The sequence below is a fragment of the Hahella sp. CCB-MM4 genome (assembly GCF_002260525.1).
Classification (GTDB): Bacteria; Pseudomonadota; Gammaproteobacteria; order Pseudomonadales; family Oleiphilaceae; genus Hahella.
Map to the genome: position 1 here is coordinate 560,344 of NZ_MRYI01000002.1, position 16,865 is coordinate 577,208.

Annotated in this window: 15 protein-coding genes; 7 read left to right on the top strand and 8 right to left on the bottom strand. The window is 51.5% G+C overall.

Annotated elements, in window-relative coordinates:
- Positions 1-87: 87 nt before the first annotated feature.
- Positions 88-372, bottom strand: a complete 285-nt coding sequence (locus BTA51_RS06125; RefSeq protein ID WP_094706525.1) for an EF-hand domain-containing protein — start codon at positions 370-372, stop codon at positions 88-90.
- Between the two features lie 464 nt (positions 373-836).
- On the bottom strand, positions 837-1,877 hold the full coding sequence (locus BTA51_RS06130) for a PQQ-dependent sugar dehydrogenase (protein ID WP_246840937.1): 1,041 nt from the start codon (positions 1,875-1,877) through the stop codon (positions 837-839).
- A 214-nt stretch (positions 1,878-2,091) separates the two neighbouring features.
- On the opposite strand from BTA51_RS06130, the gene BTA51_RS06135 reads away from it, so the two are divergent.
- Positions 2,092-3,795: an HAD family hydrolase gene (locus BTA51_RS06135; RefSeq protein WP_094706527.1), complete on the top strand. Its 1,704-nt coding sequence runs from the start codon at positions 2,092-2,094 to the stop codon at positions 3,793-3,795.
- 23 nt (positions 3,796-3,818) lie between these two features.
- Here the strand turns inward: BTA51_RS06135 and BTA51_RS06140 are convergent, their stop codons facing one another.
- The 6 genes from BTA51_RS06140 to BTA51_RS06165 all read right to left on the bottom strand — a co-directional run bounded on the left by BTA51_RS06140 (position 3,819) and on the right by BTA51_RS06165 (position 10,227).
- Positions 3,819-4,463 carry a LysE family translocator gene (locus BTA51_RS06140; protein WP_094706528.1) on the bottom strand — a complete coding sequence of 215 codons (645 nt, stop codon included), beginning with the start codon at positions 4,461-4,463 and terminating at the stop codon, positions 3,819-3,821.
- 130 nt (positions 4,464-4,593) lie between these two features.
- The gene (locus tag BTA51_RS06145) at positions 4,594-4,944 is read right to left on the bottom strand and encodes an FHA domain-containing protein (protein ID WP_094706529.1); all 351 of its coding nucleotides are present in this window, start codon (positions 4,942-4,944) and stop codon (positions 4,594-4,596) included.
- Between the two features lie 183 nt (positions 4,945-5,127).
- On the bottom strand, positions 5,128-6,864 hold the full coding sequence (locus tag BTA51_RS06150) for a serine/threonine-protein kinase (protein ID WP_246840938.1): 1,737 nt from the start codon (positions 6,862-6,864) through the stop codon (positions 5,128-5,130).
- 168 nt (positions 6,865-7,032) lie between these two features.
- On the bottom strand, positions 7,033-8,103 hold the full coding sequence (locus BTA51_RS06155) for an ABC transporter substrate-binding protein (RefSeq protein ID WP_168188077.1): 1,071 nt from the start codon (positions 8,101-8,103) through the stop codon (positions 7,033-7,035).
- Between the two features lie 5 nt (positions 8,104-8,108).
- Complete coding sequence (locus BTA51_RS06160) at positions 8,109-9,560, bottom strand: sensor histidine kinase (protein ID WP_094706531.1); 1,452 nt, start codon at positions 9,558-9,560, stop codon at positions 8,109-8,111.
- On the bottom strand, positions 9,547-10,227 hold the full coding sequence (locus BTA51_RS06165; protein WP_246840939.1) for a response regulator transcription factor: 681 nt from the start codon (positions 10,225-10,227) through the stop codon (positions 9,547-9,549). Before BTA51_RS06165 ends, BTA51_RS06160 begins: the two co-directional genes overlap by 14 nt.
- Positions 10,228-10,366: 139 nt before the next feature.
- Here BTA51_RS06165 and BTA51_RS06170 point away from each other — a divergent pair, with 139 nt between their 5' ends.
- The 6 genes from BTA51_RS06170 (at position 10,367) to chrA (ending at position 16,851) form a co-directional block, all read left to right on the top strand.
- Positions 10,367-11,344 (top strand): tripartite tricarboxylate transporter substrate binding protein, encoded by a 978-nt coding sequence (locus tag BTA51_RS06170; protein ID WP_094706740.1) that lies wholly within the window; start codon positions 10,367-10,369, stop codon positions 11,342-11,344.
- 7 nt (positions 11,345-11,351) lie between these two features.
- Complete coding sequence (locus BTA51_RS06175; RefSeq protein ID WP_094706533.1) at positions 11,352-11,786, top strand: tripartite tricarboxylate transporter TctB family protein; 435 nt, start codon at positions 11,352-11,354, stop codon at positions 11,784-11,786.
- 4 nt (positions 11,787-11,790) lie between these two features.
- Complete coding sequence (locus BTA51_RS06180) at positions 11,791-13,311, top strand: tripartite tricarboxylate transporter permease (RefSeq protein WP_094706534.1); 1,521 nt, start codon at positions 11,791-11,793, stop codon at positions 13,309-13,311.
- A 95-nt stretch (positions 13,312-13,406) separates the two neighbouring features.
- Positions 13,407-14,471 (top strand): AbrB family transcriptional regulator, encoded by a 1,065-nt coding sequence (locus tag BTA51_RS06185; RefSeq protein ID WP_168188078.1) that lies wholly within the window; start codon positions 13,407-13,409, stop codon positions 14,469-14,471.
- 200 nt (positions 14,472-14,671) lie between these two features.
- Positions 14,672-15,514, top strand: a complete 843-nt coding sequence (locus BTA51_RS06190; protein WP_094706536.1) for a chromate resistance protein ChrB domain-containing protein — start codon at positions 14,672-14,674, stop codon at positions 15,512-15,514.
- Positions 15,514-16,851 carry a chromate efflux transporter gene (gene chrA, locus BTA51_RS06195; protein ID WP_094706537.1) on the top strand — a complete coding sequence of 446 codons (1,338 nt, stop codon included), beginning with the start codon at positions 15,514-15,516 and terminating at the stop codon, positions 16,849-16,851. The genes BTA51_RS06190 and chrA overlap by 1 nt, the downstream gene beginning before the upstream one ends.
- The last annotated feature ends 14 nt before the right edge of the window (positions 16,852-16,865 follow it).

Sequence of the window (16,865 nt, forward strand, 5' to 3'; positions counted from 1 at the left end):
CAACAGGGCTAGAAAGACAAGTCTTTCCAAGACGCTAGATCGGTTGGCATCGAATAAACATCAACACCAACCAAGAGCTGATAGCTATCAGCTCCCTGCAGCGGTAGCGTCACCGCTATACAGAACAAATTCCTGTTTGCTGATCTGACCGTCCTGATCCGCATCGGCAGAGGCAAAGGCTTCTGCTAATGCGCTGTCGGCAGATGCTTCTTCCTTGGATAGAGCACCATTCTTGTCAGCATCCAGAGAAACGAATTTTGCTTCAGATTCCAGCATTTCCTGCTTGGCTTCGCCAGCCAAAGCGTTACCGGCGCCTGCTACCAGAGCGGTGAGAGAAAATGCTGCAACAGTTTTTACTAAAGAGTTCTTCATCGAACTAACCTCATCTCGAAAATTTCAGGTGGCGGTAGGAAGATATTGACCGACACCCTCATTCATTGGCGTTATAGGAAGGGTCCCCTTCGGCTATTCACTGGCTTTGGCTGCGAGAGACTTTGCAATACTGGCCACAATCCAAAGAATTGAATTTCACATCCTTGCGAAACCCCGTCCGATTCCCTATGGACACCAGCTTACCAGTGGGCACCTCATCGGCTTCCCTTACTGATCAGGTATATATCAATTTGAATGCCAGTTTTATTTATTTCTTATAAATCAATAGGTTAAATGTTTTCCGAAATATATTTGACGCGAAAACCAAAGAGAATCTGTCGCCAATCAGCGACAACGGCAACATCCATAAAAAAATACCTTTTTATTTCAATGAGTTATATGTCGCAAAAATGCGACATATCACTATCTTAAGCGTTAAGAAGGAATTTCAGAGCTGCTCGCCCCTACTTCGGGGTAACCCTCCACAGCTGACCATCATCCCCGTCGGTCAGCACGTAGATAGCGCTGTCAGGACCAATTTCCACATCACGAATACGGGAGCGCCGCTCCTTCAGATAACGCTCTTCGCCCAGCGCTTTAATTCCTGACATTCGAACTCTTGTTATCAATTGATACTTAAGGGCACCAACAATCAAATCACCATTCCATTCGGGAAAAAGGGAGCCTCTGTAGACGGCAAGTCCGGAAGGGGCAATGGAGGGATCCCAATAAAAAACAGGCGAATCCACCCCGGCCATTTCTGTTTTATCGGTAATCGCAAAACCGGAATATTCCCGGCCGAAAGTCACCAAGGGCCACCCGTAGTTACTACCTGCTTTGATCAGATTCAGCTCATCTCCTCCGCGGGGGCCATGCTCATGCAACCACAAACGGCCGGTTTCAAAGTCAAACGCAAGTCCCTGAGGATTACGATGCCCATATGAATAGATTTCCGGCTGTGCATTCGGCCGGCCATAAAAAGGGTTGCTCTCCGGAACGCTGCCATCGTCTCGAAACCGAAGCACTTTCCCATTGTGGCGACTGAGATCCTGAGCATATTCCCTTTCCCCTCTCTCCCCGACGCTCATGAACAGATAGCCTTTATCGTCAAAAGCGATTCGGGAACCAAAGTGCCTTCCTTCGGTATTCACCGCATTGGCAGTAAACAGAATGGCCATGTTGTCCAAACGGTCACTATTCAGCTGTCCGCGCGCCAGAGCGGTGGTGTAGCCTCCGGCAACTTTGCGGGTGAACGTCAGATACACCCAATGATTACTGGAAAAATCGGGGTGAAGCGCCACATCCAGCAATCCTCCTTGTCCCTGCACAGTGGATTCAGGCAGTCCTTGGATCCAGCGAAAAGATTTTGTCTTTAAATCCGTTCTCATCAGAGCGCCACCTTTCATGGTGATCAGCATCTCACCATTCGGTAGAAAGGCCATCCCCCAGGGTGAATCCAGAGCATTCAGAAGCACTTCGACCTTTAAGCCGGCGTGAGCACTCACGGCAAAAATCTGAAATAAAAATAGAAATATGATGTATCTGAGCCTACAGGATTGATTCATAAAGACATCTCAAGAGTTTGCCGGATGAAAAGTTCAGAAGTTGATACGTTACAGCCCCGCAAATGAATCAGTCTGGCTTGCAGCTCTCCACTGGAATGCTAATTTTTATATAGGTCTACAACCGCTCCGCCAGCCTGAGAGGTTTCCAGTACTGATGCCCGAGCCCAGCATTGATCAGCTTTCCCTGCCGACCCCCCGGGTGATCTTATTCGACTGGCACGGCACTCTGGTCGACACTCTCGATGCCATGTATAAAACCATGGAAGAGATGCTTCCCCAGCTGGAAGAACTCAACCTGGTGCAACAATTGATTCCTGAAGAACTGTGCAGAACACCTGACGACGTTAAACTGGTCCGCTACATTCGCATATTCCGCAAGCTGCACCCCAAAATTCTGGCCGAACGCAGGATTTCCCGCACAGAGATTTTTAATGCCATCTTTGGTGACAACACGGAAGCCAAGCGTATCGCTCACCAAGCCTACAACCGCTGCTATCGTCATCACTATGGAGATGTCACTCCGTTTCAGGGTGGGCTCTACGACTACCTATGCACATTACATAAATTGGGAATCAAGCTGGCCATTGCGACCAACCGCAGCCGTGAATTTCTGGATCATGAACTGGACCTGGTGGAAGACGGCCGCTGGAAGCCGCTGTTTGACACAACGGTCTGTGCAGACGATGTAACCGAGTACAAACCGGCACCGGATGTCATTCACCAGGCTCTGACAAACCTGGGGGAACCGGTTTCTCCCCATGTCTGGTACGTCGGAGACAGCCATACGGATATGCTGACGGCGTATATCGCGGGCATCACACCCGTCTTCTATAACGGTGCTCATTGGGAGGAACGCTGGATAGACCGCATCATTGCCAATAAGGAGCATAACCCTGAAGCGCCCAGGTTGGTCGTCGACAGCTTTGAGCAGCTCATGGACACCCTGGAGTTTTTGCAGGACCAAAAAGGGGCTGCCTTTGAAATACAGCTCCGAAACCACCGTCCACCGGCCTGGCCACCCAAAGCGCCACCGCCCCAACGCATTGAGCCCGACTGGCACCCCAATGCTTACAGAATTCCTCCGCCGAATCTGATTCTGTTTGACTGGCATGCGACGCTTGTGGACACCCTGGATGCCATGTACCACGCAGTCGACGATATGCTTCCTCTGCTGGAGAAGCTCAACCTGATTCAGCGACTGATCAAACCGGAACAAAGCAAAACACCGGAAGATGCCAGGCTGGTGGAACATGTCCGCCACTACCAGCAGCTGCACCCTAAAGTAAAAGCAGACCGAAAGATCTCCCGCACCGATATTTTTGAAGTGTTATTCGGTGAAGATCAGGAAGCCAAGCGAATCGCTCATAACGCCTTTAATGAGCATTACCGCAACCACTACGGTACCGTCCTACCATTCGAACCCCAGGTTCGTCTGATGCTGGAAGGACTACGGAGCATCAAGCTCAAAATAGGCGTGATTACCAATCGGGACAGAGAGTTCTTCGTCCATGAATTGGCAGCTGTTGAGGGCAGCGGCTGGTCACATCTATTTGATGTGGATATCTGCGGTGATGATACCGCGCAGAGGAAGCCACATCCGGACCAGATTTTTCTGGCGGCCAATAAGCTTGGTCTGGAGATTGATAAGTCCATCTGGTATGTGGGAGACAGCACCACCGACACCATTGCTGCCAAATCCGCCGGGATTACCAGCGTATTTTTTAATGGCGCTCAGTGGGATCTGACTTGGCTACAGAAAATTTTTCCGGGGACAGAGAGATTTCCACATAAGCCGGACGTCGTGGTGAATGATTTTTCCGAATTCTGGGCCCTGATCTTAGCCTGCTACAGGGGTTAGAAAGGCACTCTTAAAGAAATTGTTCAGGCAGATTGAGCCCGACTCTGAGTGGCCAGCAATATCCCCATGCTGACAAACAACCCACCCGTCACACGCTTGAACCAGCGCATCCGAATCGGCTCAAATAACCATTTCTGTGCTTTACTTCCAATCACCGCATATCCCGTCAGCACGGAAAATGACATTGCCATGAATATTCCCGTCAGTACCACCAACTGCGGCAACATGGCACTTTGGGTACTGATAAATTGTGGAAACAATGCAGTGAAGAACAGAATAGCCTTAGGGTTGGTTACCGCGATCAGAAAGGCTCGCCGAAACAGTTCCCAGCCGCTGACACGCATTGCCGCGGTTTCAGAATTCTGTTCAGGGACTTTCATAAACTCCCTGGCACGCCAGGACTTGATTCCCAGGTAAATGAGATAGGCGGCACCAATCAGCTTCAACACCGTAAACGCCAATCCTGAAGCTGCCAGCACGGCCCCCAGTCCTAAAGCAGACAGCACGGACACTACGGCAACCCCAATGACATTGCCAAGAATGGCAAACCAGGTCTTCCTGACGCCAACCTGGGTACCGAGCGTAATCGCCAGGAGCACCGCAGGGCCCGGAGACACGACGGCACCGAAAGCGACGAGAACATAAAGAGAAAGGGTAGCGATATCCATTGGCCGGTACCGTTAGTTGTTATGATGATACTGTTAATGAGATGAAATATTTAACAGCACCGGCCCACATTAGCAATCAGCATTCACCGCATCAGGTGAATCTCTATGAGATTTATTCCAGTTCCGACATTCATTCCAGTGTATAAGCGGTTTTTTCCAATGTTCCGGAAAGACTTTCAATGAACTTGAATTGATTCCAGGCAACCCGAACGATGTCGTTGTTGTTCAAACGTCGACGACTACTGACAGGGTCATCGTTGATAAAAGTTCCGTTAGTACTTCCCAGATCACTGATAAACACATCAAACACCCCATCCAGGTACTTGTTCACTTCCACGTCAATCAGCGCGTGATTTCCACTCACCGCAATGTCGTTAATCTGGATGTCAGATTCCGGATGACGGCCAATCTTGTACTGACCGGGCTCCAGATTAAATTTGTTAACGACAACATCGTCAACCAGTTGTGCTAATACAGGCATGAAACTTCCTCCACGCAAGGTTCTGTTATGACTATTAGTGGTGCGCCGCCAGCAGTGATACAACAATATTCGTGATGATCCAATAATTTTGATGAACCAACCATTTTGATGTACCAATGCTGATAGTGACGCAGCCGGGCTATTTATTGAATTCGCTTTTGGTTATCAGAACAGCTCCGGGTATCAAGCCATTTCCTTTCCAAAATCACTGACCAGCGCTTTACGGATTGCTTTCGACATTTCGTCGGCGCTCTGGAATCGTTTGGCCGGATCCTTCTGCAATCCTTTGTTGATAATTCTTACTGCACTGGCTGGAAGATCACTCCGAACCTCCCTCACGCTTTTATGTTTTTTGTTGAGTATCTGTATGGACAGCTCCGGCAGAGTATCGGCCTTGAACGGTGTGGCCCCGGTCAGCAGTTGATAGAAGGTCACCGAGAGACTGTACAGATCAGCGGTGGCCTTGATTGCTTTACCTTTTAGCTGCTCAGGAGACATATACAGCGGGCTTCCCAACACCAGACCAGTACGGGTCTTGGAATCATCGGAAATCCGCGCAATACCGAAATCCGATACTTTCACCTGGCCGGTTTCAGGGTTGTAGAGCAGGTTAGAAGGTTTGATGTCCCGGTGAATGACATTTCGCTCATGGGCATACTGGAGCGCATCTGCCACCTGAACCATCAACTCATAAACCCGCGGGACTGGAAGCAATTCATCTGCCCGACAGAATCTATCCAACGGGCTGCCCTGTACATAGTCCATGGCAATATAGGCGAGATCCGCTTCCTCTCCCACATCATATACCGTCACGATATTAGGGTGACTAAGACGACCAGCCGCCTCAGCTTCCCGGAAGAAACGTTCCCGCAGATCCTCAAGCTCACGCTCATCATACTGTTGATAATTCAGGGTCTTTATTGCCACCAGCCGTGCAATCTTGGGATCCTTGCCCAGATAGACAATACCCATGGCTCCACGGCCGAGTTCCTGCTGAATTTCATAGCGTCCCAATACAGGCTTCACGGAAGCTTCCGGCAGTGCCATGGTCTTTGCCATCGCCAATCCGGTTCCATGTTGAGTGAGCACATTGCTGGCGGCTTTCAGATTATGAAGACGCTCTTTAACATCCCGGAAAGCACCTGTCTGTTCCAGAATGGCCTCATAGGTGCGCATCGCGGCATCGTATTGGCGTTTCTTCTCCTGCTCGATAGCAATGCTATAGCAAAGATCCAGCGCCTCATCTGTGGCATAGCAGAACTCCAGGGAATCCATGGCCTGGTCAAGGCGTTGCTGCCGGTAGTATTGCCCGGCCAGTTTCAGAGCAAGATCATGTTGGTTCTGCTGCAGAATCTGAATTTCCTGATGCGGACGAAGCCAGAACAGCATTAACAGGTAGCCCAACCCTAAAAACTGGATCGCAGATCCCAACGGCCACCATTGTCCTTGAAGAGTTAACATGCCCACTTCAGTCACAGTGAGCACGGCCAAAAGCAGCAGTGTCAGCCAGAACCCGGCTGCCAGCCCCATCCTTGCCAGGCCCCACACCAGATATCCGCACAGCAACAGAATGCCCACACGTTCCACCAAGGGGAGCCAGAACGGCGTGGAAATGACGGTTTTATTGGTAACAGCAGAATTGGCAACAACAGATTCTCTCTGCTCGAATCCTTTTATCACTCCAGCCCACCAGGGCTGTTCGTTGACGATAATCGGGTAGGAAGCATTACGCACAGGCACGACGGGGCTCAGCGACTGCGCAGAGGAAAAGAGTTGCTGATCCAGGAATTGAACAGATGCAGGGCGGCCGGGCAGCATGATTAACAAACATGCAAAAATCAGCACCAACGTACGGATGCTATAGAACCGCCAAAGCCTGCCCATTAGAGCAGGCCGCCCCGTCTGATTATTTTCGGCCAAGGATTAACCCTATGAATTGCATACAGATCTGTCCCCTAACTCTAGTCTTAGAGTGGCCCTGCGAACAGAGCGCTTTTGCAGCTTTGTGTTACAAAGTGTGTCAGCTAAAGTACCGGCCTGCTCATGAACGATTGGCGCTGAAGTCCTTTTACCCTGGAGCGTTTAATCCTAGAGCGCTTCATCAAAAAAGATAGCATCCCGCCACTCTTTCAGGAAGCGTGCGCGCTTGAGCCGGTCCAGGTACACCAATAATGTGGGCTTCAGGCCAATGGGCTGGTAGCTGGTGGAATACTTTTCATCAATGGCCGCCCTGGAATATGTACCTTCAGCATCGGTTCTCAAGGGAACTAATCCACTTTGACTGGCCATAATATTCTGGGCTTCCGGAGATAGCAGAAAGTCCAGGAATACGCCGGCCCACCCGGGCTCTTTGGCAAGTTTGTGGATAAAAGCCACACGGCTCATAACCAATGTATAATCCTTGGGCAATAAAACCCCCAGTTCCGGATGCTCCCGGATTCGGGCCAATGCATAAGAGCCCAGCAGGTTATATCCCAGCACCAGCTTTCCATCGGTGAGATCCCGCAAAATATCATCCGTACAGCAATAGGTCTTGGCATGCACCCTCCCAAGACTTTCCAGCAATCGTCCATTCAGACTGGATCGAATGGCATCCTGGGTGGCAAACAGGTAGCCCACACCGGAAATGTTCACATTGTAGGTACCAATTCTATTGGAATAGAACTTAGAGTTTGATCGCAATAACTCCGTTAGCCGTTCATGACTATCAGGCAAGGGTTGATCGACAAACAGGTCTTTCCGGTATGCGAACACCACCGGTTCAAACGTAAAACCGAAGGCTTCATTGCGCCAATTAGCCCAGTCAGGAAGACTGTCTGTGTATTCTGATTGATAGGGCTGCGCCTGGCCGTCATTGACAAGCTTCGTCTGCAGATCCATCGCAGAACTGATGATCAGGTCCGGTTGTGGCTGCCCAGGTGTAGGATCATCCGCTTCGCCTGCCAGCACCCGGTAGAGCGTGTTACTCTGAAACTCTTCATAACGCACCACTATACCCGGATACTTTCTGTTAAACGCTTCAATTACCGGCTGTATCGCCGCTCGGTCAGTCGCGCTGTACAAGGTCAGCGTGACGGCTCCAGCCAAGGAAGGTACGCAGCCCAACAAACTGAATACGATCCATAAATAAAAACCGCGAATGCTTTTCCGATCAGTCATAAAGGTCATTTCACCGGCAGACAGAGGCGAACGCGAAGCCCGACAGGATGAAGATTCTCCAGAACAATACGGCCCTCGTGAGCTTCCAGCACCGCACAGGCAATGGCCAGCCCAAGGCCGGAACCAAGTACCTGATGTTCCTGAGCCTGCTTTTCACCAAGACGGGAAAAGCGTTTCAGTGCTTCCAACTGAAAGTCCTTCGGAATCCCCGGCCCTTCATCATCCACCCATATTTCAACCCATTGCCTGTCATCATCTGCTGGGACATTTTCAGGCACCCTTCCCGGCTGCAACTGAATGGTCACCTGATTATTTTCCGGCCCATATTTAATGGCGTTGTGCAGCAGGTTATTCACAGCCTCGCGTAAGCTGATGGTATCTCCGGCGATTGTGATATCTCCGGCCTCATTGTGAAAACCAAACTCTACACTGGTATGAGCATGGTCCCTGACCGTCTGAACGAGGATATCCTGCAATAGTCCTGTCAGATGAATGGATTCCGGCTGGAATGTGTCCGCCCGGTGCGTCACAAGCGCATGGGTCAGCAACTGATTGGTCAAGCGATTAAGCCGCTGATGCCCGTCGTTTATTTTCATTATCCGCTGGGACAGTTGCTCCAACGTTTGGTCATGTTGTGCAAGATTGATTTGCGCCTGCACAGTGCTCAGAGAAGTTCTGATCTGATGGGCAGCATTAGCGATGAACATCTTGATAGTGTCCAGATTTTCCTGGAGACGGCGCATGAACATGTTGATGGTTTCAACCAGAGGAGTCACTTCATCGGGAGTCTCAATGGTCAGGGGAGTCAGATCCGTGGGCTCACGCCTCTGAATTTCCCGACGGATAGCGTACAACGGCCCCAACGCCCGGCTGATTGCCACCCAGGTACCCGCCAGGGCAAGCAGAATCACCAATGACAGGATGCCCAATGCACCCAGCATGATTTCTCGAAACAATTCCGTACGGGCTTGCGTTGTCTGTGCTACCGCCACGGTGACCCAGCCACGCACATTTTGTTCAGTCAGGAACTTTTCCTGCAGCGCAATGCGGACAGACTCACCCTTATACTCAGCGTTGTAAAACACAGGGGTACCCGTATGCGTCTCCACATCTCTGACAGGCAGGTCCGGGTACCCGGTCAGGTACCGGCCTCCGGGCCCCGTAATCCGGTAATACACTTTGTCATCCCGCGCCAGGGCCAGTATTCCCATGGCAGCATAGGGAATATCCACTTCAATACGGCCACTTTGTTCCCGCACGCTGTCGAGGATGGCCAGACCAGCACCTGTCAGCAGTCTGTCATGGGACAGGTCCGACGCCCGCTGAGCATAGATCCAGACCCCAATCCCCAATACCAACAGGGTCACCATCAGCAACAGAAACATGCGAATGATCAGTTGCCGATGCAGGGAGCCGCTATGAGGAGAAGAAAACAGGATGGTATCAGTCGTCAACATGAGCCAGATATCCCAGGCCACGGACAGTTTTGATCACCAATGAAGAGCCGGTCAGCTTTTTTCGCAACCGGGCCACATTCTGTTCCACAGCATTAGGGGTGGGAGCTTCATCAAACGTGTAAACTCTCTGGTAGATCTTTTCCTTGGTGACAATGTGGTCCAGGTCGCGCAGAAAGCATTCCAGTAACTGGATTTCCCGCTGCCGAAACTCCACCTCCTGACCATTGATCAGCACTCGATTAGCATCGGGCTGAAACACCAGGTTTCCACAACGAATTTCATTACTGGCCAGCCCCCGTTCACGTCGCAACAACGCCCGGCAACGTGCCATCAGTTCGCGGGAATCAAAAGGTTTGACCAAATAGTCATCTGCCCCGAGATCGAGCACACTCACTCGGTCGTCGATCGCCGACCGCGCAGTCAAAACAAGAACCGGGGTAGGATCCCCCCGCTTTCGCATTGCCTTCAACAACTGGTCTCCGTTTTTTCCGGGCAGGTTGATGTCCAGCACCAACATGTCAAAGCTCTGATACTGCAACACGGATTCTGCTTTTTCCGCACTGTTTACCCAATCCAATGGATGTCCCTGATGTCGGAAATACTCCGCAATCGCTTCAGCCAGCTCAGGGTTATCTTCAATCAATAGCACTCTCATGCTTTTGAGCATAGATGAACCCCTTCCGCTTGAAAAGATCGCTCCGTGTCAGCGTGCTGTCAGCTTTCCTGACTTACATTCAGGCTTCGAGCGGACACAGGTCTTCCAAATCTGTGTCCAAACAAAAAAAAATAAAATCGGAGACAGTAATATGCGAATTTCCAAGCGATCTCTCCTTTTGGCAGCCGGAATACTCACATCATTTCAGGCCGCCGCCTTCGACCCCAATAAACCTGAATGTATTGCCCCCGCCAAGCCAGGGGGAGGCTTCGACCTGACCTGCCGCATCGTCTCAAACGGATTTTCTGACGCCAGCCTCTTACCCAACCCCATGGCCGTGACCTTTATGCCGGGAGGTGTAGGCGCAGTCGCCTATAACCATATCAACGCGATTCGCCGGGGTGACGGCAACGCGTTAGTTGCCTTCAGTTCCGGATCACTGCTGAACATTGCCCAGGGCAAGTTCGGCCAGAACCTGAATGAAAACGATGCCCGCTGGGTGGCTGCAGCCGGCGTGGATTATGGCGCCATCATTGTGAAAAGCGATGCTCCCTGGAATACCCTGCAGGAACTGGTCGCCGCCATTAAAAAGGATCCTTCCAAATTTGTTCTTGGTGCCGGTGGTGGTGTCGGCAGCCAGGATTGGATGAAGGCCGCCATCCTGATGAAATCTTCCGGCGTCGACCCCAAGAAAATGCGCTACGTTGCCTACGAAGGTGGCGGTGAAGCCATCGCCGCTCTGCTGGGTGGCCATATTCAGGTGTATCCCGGGGATATTGGCGAAATGAAAGGACAACTGGATGCCGGCACCATGAAAATCCTGGCCGTCATGTCACCAGAACGGCTTCCGGGGGAGTTCAGCAAAGTGCCCACCGCCAAGGAACTCGGATATGACGCGGAGTGGGTCATTCTACGTGGCTACTATCTGGGTCCAGACGTCTCAGACGACGCCTATACCTACTGGGCAAACCAATTCCAGAAAGCCTATGAATCACCGAAGTTCCTCCAGGTGGTTAACGATAAGGGGCTGATCCCTTTCAAGATGGCAGGCACTGATTTCGACTCCTACGTCAAACAACGAGTGGGTTATATGCGAGACCTGGCGAAAGAGGCCGGTCTGATTCAGTGAGGTAGCCATGTACGACCGTATATTTGCGGGCGTGCTGCTGGTGCTGTCCGGGCTAGTCGCCTGGGCAGCCACTCAGTTGCAGGTGCCCTTTCAGTATGAACCTCTTGGTCCGAAAGCTTTTCCGCTGATTTTGTCGGCGCTGATGGCTGTTTCCGCCATATGGCTCGCAGTCAAACCGGGTTCCGACAGCTGGCAGATGGACAAAGCCGTGCTGATCCGAATCACCCAGGCGCTCGCTATCCTGTTAGCCTATGCCTGGATGTATGACCGACTCGGTTTCATCACCGCCACAATCATTGTGGGTGGCGTGTTTTCCTGGATGTTCGGAGAGAAACCCCTGCGCGCCGGCGCCTACTCTCTGGTACTCAGTGTATGCAGCTATTTTCTGCTAACCACGCTTCTTCAACTTAACGTGCCAGCCGGCCACATTTTTGGAGGTTGAGATAATGGATGTCCTTAGTTATCTGGCAACCGGGTTTGCCGTTGCGCTTACTCCCCTGAATCTAGGGCTGGTGCTACTGGGCTGTTTTCTGGGAACCCTGATCGGCTCTCTTCCCGGAATTGGTCCCATCAATGGCGTTGCTATTCTGTTGCCACTGGCCTATGCGATCGGCCTGCCGCCGGAATCCGCACTGATTCTGCTGGCGGGAGTGTATTACGGCGCGGAATATGGCGGCCGAATTTCCAGCATTCTCCTCAACGTCCCCGGCGACGCGGGAGCCATCATGACCACTCTTGACGGTTATCCCATGGCGAAAAGAGGTGAAGGAGGCCGGGCACTGGCTCTGTCCGCAGTGTCCTCGTTTGTCGGCAGTATGATTGCCTTGATCCTGATGGTCGGACTCGCCCCCATCCTGAGTCAGTTCGCCATTCGTTTCGGCCCATCCGAATATGTGATGCTGATGGTATTCGCCTTCAGTTGCCTGGCGACGATGGTCGGTAGCCGTCCGGTGAAAACCCTGATTGGCGCACTGATCGGGCTGGTGTTGGCAACAGTGGGTATCGACTCCGGCACCGGAGTACTGCGTTTCACCATGGGGATTCCCAATTTCTTTGACGGTGTGGATTTCCTGGTCGTGGTGATCGGTATCTTTGCCATCAGTGAAGTACTGGTATTACTTGAGCAGTGGGTCAAAAACGATCTTCAGCTAACCCCTGTCGGCAAGAGTTTTATCAGCGTGGCAGACATCATGAAAGTGAAATGGGTGCTGGTAAGATCCAGCATCATTGGCTTCCTGATCGGTGTGCTACCGGGAACAGGGGCATCCATTGCCAGCGCTGTCGCCTACGGTACGGAAAAACGGTTTGCTGAAGGCAATGATGATCAGTTCGGCAACGGCGACATTCGCGGCCTGGCAGCACCTGAAGCCTCCAATAACGCCTCGGCGGCGGGTGCGATGGTTCCGATGTTAACGCTGGGTATTCCCGGCAGCGGGACCACTGCGATCCTGCTGGGAGCCTTGTTGATGTTCAACATCACACCAGGACCTTTGCTGTTCGAACAGCAACCGCAAATCGCCTGGGGTCTCATTGCCTCAATGTTCATCGGCAACTTGGCACTGCTGATCATGAACCTGCCGATGATCGGCATCTTTGTCCGTCTGCTGTCCATCCGGCAGGCTTACCTTGTCCCGGTTATCGTGATGCTGACGTTTGTCGGAATCTATTCAATTCACGGTGACACTTTCGACCTGTTTTTCATGACCATTCTGGGAATTTTCGGGTTTATCCTGCGTAAGCTTCATTTCTCTCTGGCTCCGGTCATCCTCGGTCTGGTGTTGGGTGAAGTGCTGGAGGAAAACCTGCGTCGCGCCCTGGCCATGAGCGGTGGAGAGTGGTCCATTCTGTTTGATAGTCCGATCAGTTATGTATTGCTTGGTGCCACGGCTGTGGTTCTGGTAGTGCCGACACTTGTCAGCCGCTGGAAGAAGCAGCGGATACCAGACAACGTAGCAGCGACTGATTGACGATTCAGCGTCACGACCTTCCACCGGATATCAGAATGAATGCGATGGTATCCGGTGGCTTTTTCACTTTATTTTGCTAAACACAGATACCAGCATTGAAAACGACACCGAGAAATCTATATCTGGTTGCACGTACCCTTGTCCTGGCCACAATAGGTGGGACTCTTGGGCATATCGCCGGTCTTCCCTCCGGGTGGCTTCTCGGCAGCCTGATTCTTGTCACCGGAGCAGCACTGTCCGGACTTCGCATTTCAGTTCCCGAGAGCTCAAAATACATTCTCAGTATTGTCTTGGGTGTATCTATCGGCTCCAACGTTGATGACCAGATGATGTCACAACTGTCGCACTGGTTTTCCAGCTATCTGTTATTCGCCCTTATGTTGCTGCTGCTTCTGTGGGCCGTTTACCTGTTTTATCGTAAAAAAATGCACTGGCCTGCGGCGGATGCTTTGTTCTGCAGCGTTCCAGGCAATCTGGCCATCACCCTGACCATGGCTCTGGACTCAAGCGCCAGCAGCCAAAGAATCGTATTGGTCCATAGTATCCGGTTGGGTTTCCTTGTGGCAGTCGTCCCCTTCCTGCTCCCGCTTCTGGGGGAACCACAGGTATCACTGGAACAGACCTCCTATCCTTTTTCCTGGGAATTGCCCATCGCTCTCGCCTTAGCCGTTCTGGGCGGCTGGCTGGCGGCCCTGGCCAAAATGCCTGCCCCGTGGTTACTGGGCGCTATGACGATCACTATCGTCCTCAAAATTGGATTGGGATGGCAGCTTCACATCCCTTCTTCGCTGATGATTGTCATTCTGATCGGATTGGGAGCACTCATTGGCTCCCGCTTCAACGGTCTAAAGATCCGCCACTGTTTGCCTGAACTCAAAGCCGGATTGGGTGGCTTGATAATTACCCTGGCTTTCTCCATCGGCTTCGCCGGGCTTACCAGCACCCTGTTTCCCATACCTTTCTTAAGTGCACTTCTTGCCTACGCTCCCGGTGGAATAGAAGCCATGGTGCTGCTGGCAACAAACCTGCAACTGGACCCGGTTCTGGTGGCGTCACATCATCTCATGAGAGTGATATTCATGAGCTTTCTGGTACCCGTTTTACTGAGATATTTTGTCGCCGAAAACCAAGAAATGACGAAATCCGATTACGGTAGCTAACGCTTTACGGCAACTAACACTTTACGGCTACTAACAGGTTAGGACGTCTAGCACTCCCCAAATAACCGTTGACTCCTCACCCCGTCCATCTCACAATTCTTCTGTCGGTATCAACTGATACTGACGTCGGGGTTGCGATCACCCCGTAAGGCACAGGCCCAAGATTCGCATCCTTATCACCTGTTTTAGGAGGATGTGTAATGCCTGTTCTCTATCCATCATGCTCACCTGATTCTATCGTCATATCCCCGGAACACCTTTATCATTTAATTGGAACACCCTGGTCTCCTGTACTCCTTGATGTTCGTATAAGTGAGGATATTGAGGATTGCCCCAGCATCATTCCAACTTCCAGACTCGTTTCTTATACGGACGTCAGCACACTGCTGCCATATATTGGTAACCAAAGCGTCATAGTCTATTGCCAGAAAGGCGGAAAAATCAGTCAAGGCGCTGCCGCCATTCTTCGTCATCAGGGTATTCACGCTCAAAGCCTTACTGGTGGACATCTGGCGTGGCGGGATCTCGACTATCCTCTGACGAAATTAAACAAACTGAATGGGACTGATCCCCAGGCTCCCTCATATTGGGTCTGTGGCACGCATCCCGATCCGGCAACACTAGCCTGCATTTGGCTGATTCGGCGCTGGATTGATAGAGAAGCCGTGATGCTTTTTGTCGAGCCTGGAGAGGTCGCAGCTACAGCAGATAAGTTCTCCGCCCGCATCATTAATGGACAACCTCCTGCAATGAGTGATGCGAATACTGAAAAACTAACGTCGCCAAACTATCACCGATTAACCGAATTATTTGGTTTAAATCTTCCTGCCCTGAATGACATCTCGAAAACCGTGGACATACGATGCATGAATAGCAACCTGGAACCGGCCTGTCCGTATCTGGCGGGGGTGATCGAAGGTATGTACTTCTGCCATAAAGACGACATCAGTCTGGTGGAAGCCAGCCTCCCTCTTTTTGATGCCTGCTATCAATGGTTTCTGAACCATCGCAGTTCTACACCATCACAATGGAGAGCTTCGTAATGAATGAAACCTCGCTAACCATTGCCCGTAATTCCACTACCAGTACTAGCCCCGGCAACCACCCCAGTCTGACAGATGCTCTGATCGTGTGGTTGCGCATTGGTCTGATGTCTTTTGGCGGACCTGCTGCTCAGATTGCCCTGATGCATCATGAAATCGTTGATCGCAAGGGCTGGCTCACCGAACAGCAATATCTTAACGCACTCAGCTTCTGCATGCTCCTGCCCGGCCCCGAAGCCATGCAACTGGCCACCTATGCCGGTTGGCGACTGCATGGAACGATAGGGGGGTTATTGGCCGGGTTGTTGTTTGTGCTGCCCGGGGCGCTGGTGGTCCTATGCCTTGCCCTGATCTATGCCTATTTTGGCGAAGTACCAATCGTCAGCTCACTGTTCGTCGGCATCAAAGCCGCGGTGGTGATTATCGTTATTGAGGCATTACATCGGGTCGCCAAGCGTGCTTTGAGCCAACGACAGAATTGGATCATGGCCGGTCTGGCATTTATTGGCCTGTTTTTTCTGTCGATACCCTATCCATTACTCATTCTGGCAGCGGCTATCTATGGTTTCTGCTTCTTCGCCAACAACCATCAGTTAATGGAGCCTGCTGTCCATCACCAACACCCTGCTGTCCATCACCAAAACAAAGTCGGAAAGTTGCTGAGAACGCTCATCCTATGGACCACCCTCTGGTGGCTGCCGATTCTGCTGTTAAGCCTTACAAAACAGGAGCTTCTGACAGAACTAGGTATATTCTTTTCAAAGCTGGCGGTCGTCACCTTTGGAGGAGCCTACTCAGTGCTTGCTTACATGGCACAGGATGTCGTGACACAGTATGGATGGCTGACCGCCAGCCAGATGATGGATGGTCTGGGATTAGCTGAAACCACACCCGGCCCGTTAATTCTGGTGACCGAGTTTGTCGGTTTCATGGCCGCCTTCAGCCAGGGCGGCCTGGGACAGGCTTTGTCGGGCGCGCTTATCTCCCTGTGGATGACGTTTGTCCCCTGCTTCATGTGGATTTTTGCTTTTGCTCCCTATATTGACCGAATCACCCAACAACCACGATTGAAGGGAGCACTGAATGCCATCACGGCAGTGGTCGTTGGCGTCATACTGAATCTCAGCCTGTGGTTCGCCATGCACGTATTTTTCCAGCACGTTAATCTTCAGCATGTGGGGAGCATGCAGGTTTGGGTACCACAATTAAGCAGTATTCAATGGCAACCTTGCCTGCTGGCCGTACTCTGTGCCGTGCTGATATTCCGGTTCAAGCAGGGAATTGCATTAACACTGATTGTCTCTGCGGGAATTGGGGGAATTCTGTCCGTGTTATAGACTATTTGTAACGG

Excerpts from the sequence above, each read along its gene's own strand:
- BTA51_RS06125 (WP_094706525.1), bottom strand. The coding sequence starts at position 372 with ATGAAGAACTCTTTAGTAAAAACTGTTGCAGCATTTTCTCTCACCGCT.
- BTA51_RS06135 (WP_094706527.1), top strand. The coding sequence starts at position 2,092 with ATGCCCGAGCCCAGCATTGATCAGCTTTCCCTGCCGACCCCCCGGGTG.
- BTA51_RS06140 (WP_094706528.1), bottom strand. The coding sequence starts at position 4,463 with ATGGATATCGCTACCCTTTCTCTTTATGTTCTCGTCGCTTTCGGTGCC.
- BTA51_RS06145 (WP_094706529.1), bottom strand. The coding sequence starts at position 4,944 with ATGCCTGTATTAGCACAACTGGTTGACGATGTTGTCGTTAACAAATTT.
- BTA51_RS06155 (WP_168188077.1), bottom strand. The coding sequence starts at position 8,103 with ATGACTGATCGGAAAAGCATTCGCGGTTTTTATTTATGGATCGTATTC.
- BTA51_RS06160 (WP_094706531.1), bottom strand. The coding sequence starts at position 9,560 with ATGTTGACGACTGATACCATCCTGTTTTCTTCTCCTCATAGCGGCTCC.
- BTA51_RS06165 (WP_246840939.1), bottom strand. The coding sequence starts at position 10,227 with ATGCTCAAAAGCATGAGAGTGCTATTGATTGAAGATAACCCTGAGCTG.
- BTA51_RS06170 (WP_094706740.1), top strand. The coding sequence starts at position 10,367 with ATGCGAATTTCCAAGCGATCTCTCCTTTTGGCAGCCGGAATACTCACA.
- BTA51_RS06175 (WP_094706533.1), top strand. The coding sequence starts at position 11,352 with ATGTACGACCGTATATTTGCGGGCGTGCTGCTGGTGCTGTCCGGGCTA.
- BTA51_RS06180 (WP_094706534.1), top strand. The coding sequence starts at position 11,791 with ATGGATGTCCTTAGTTATCTGGCAACCGGGTTTGCCGTTGCGCTTACT.
- BTA51_RS06190 (WP_094706536.1), top strand. The coding sequence starts at position 14,672 with ATGCCTGTTCTCTATCCATCATGCTCACCTGATTCTATCGTCATATCC.
- chrA (WP_094706537.1), top strand. The coding sequence starts at position 15,514 with ATGAATGAAACCTCGCTAACCATTGCCCGTAATTCCACTACCAGTACT.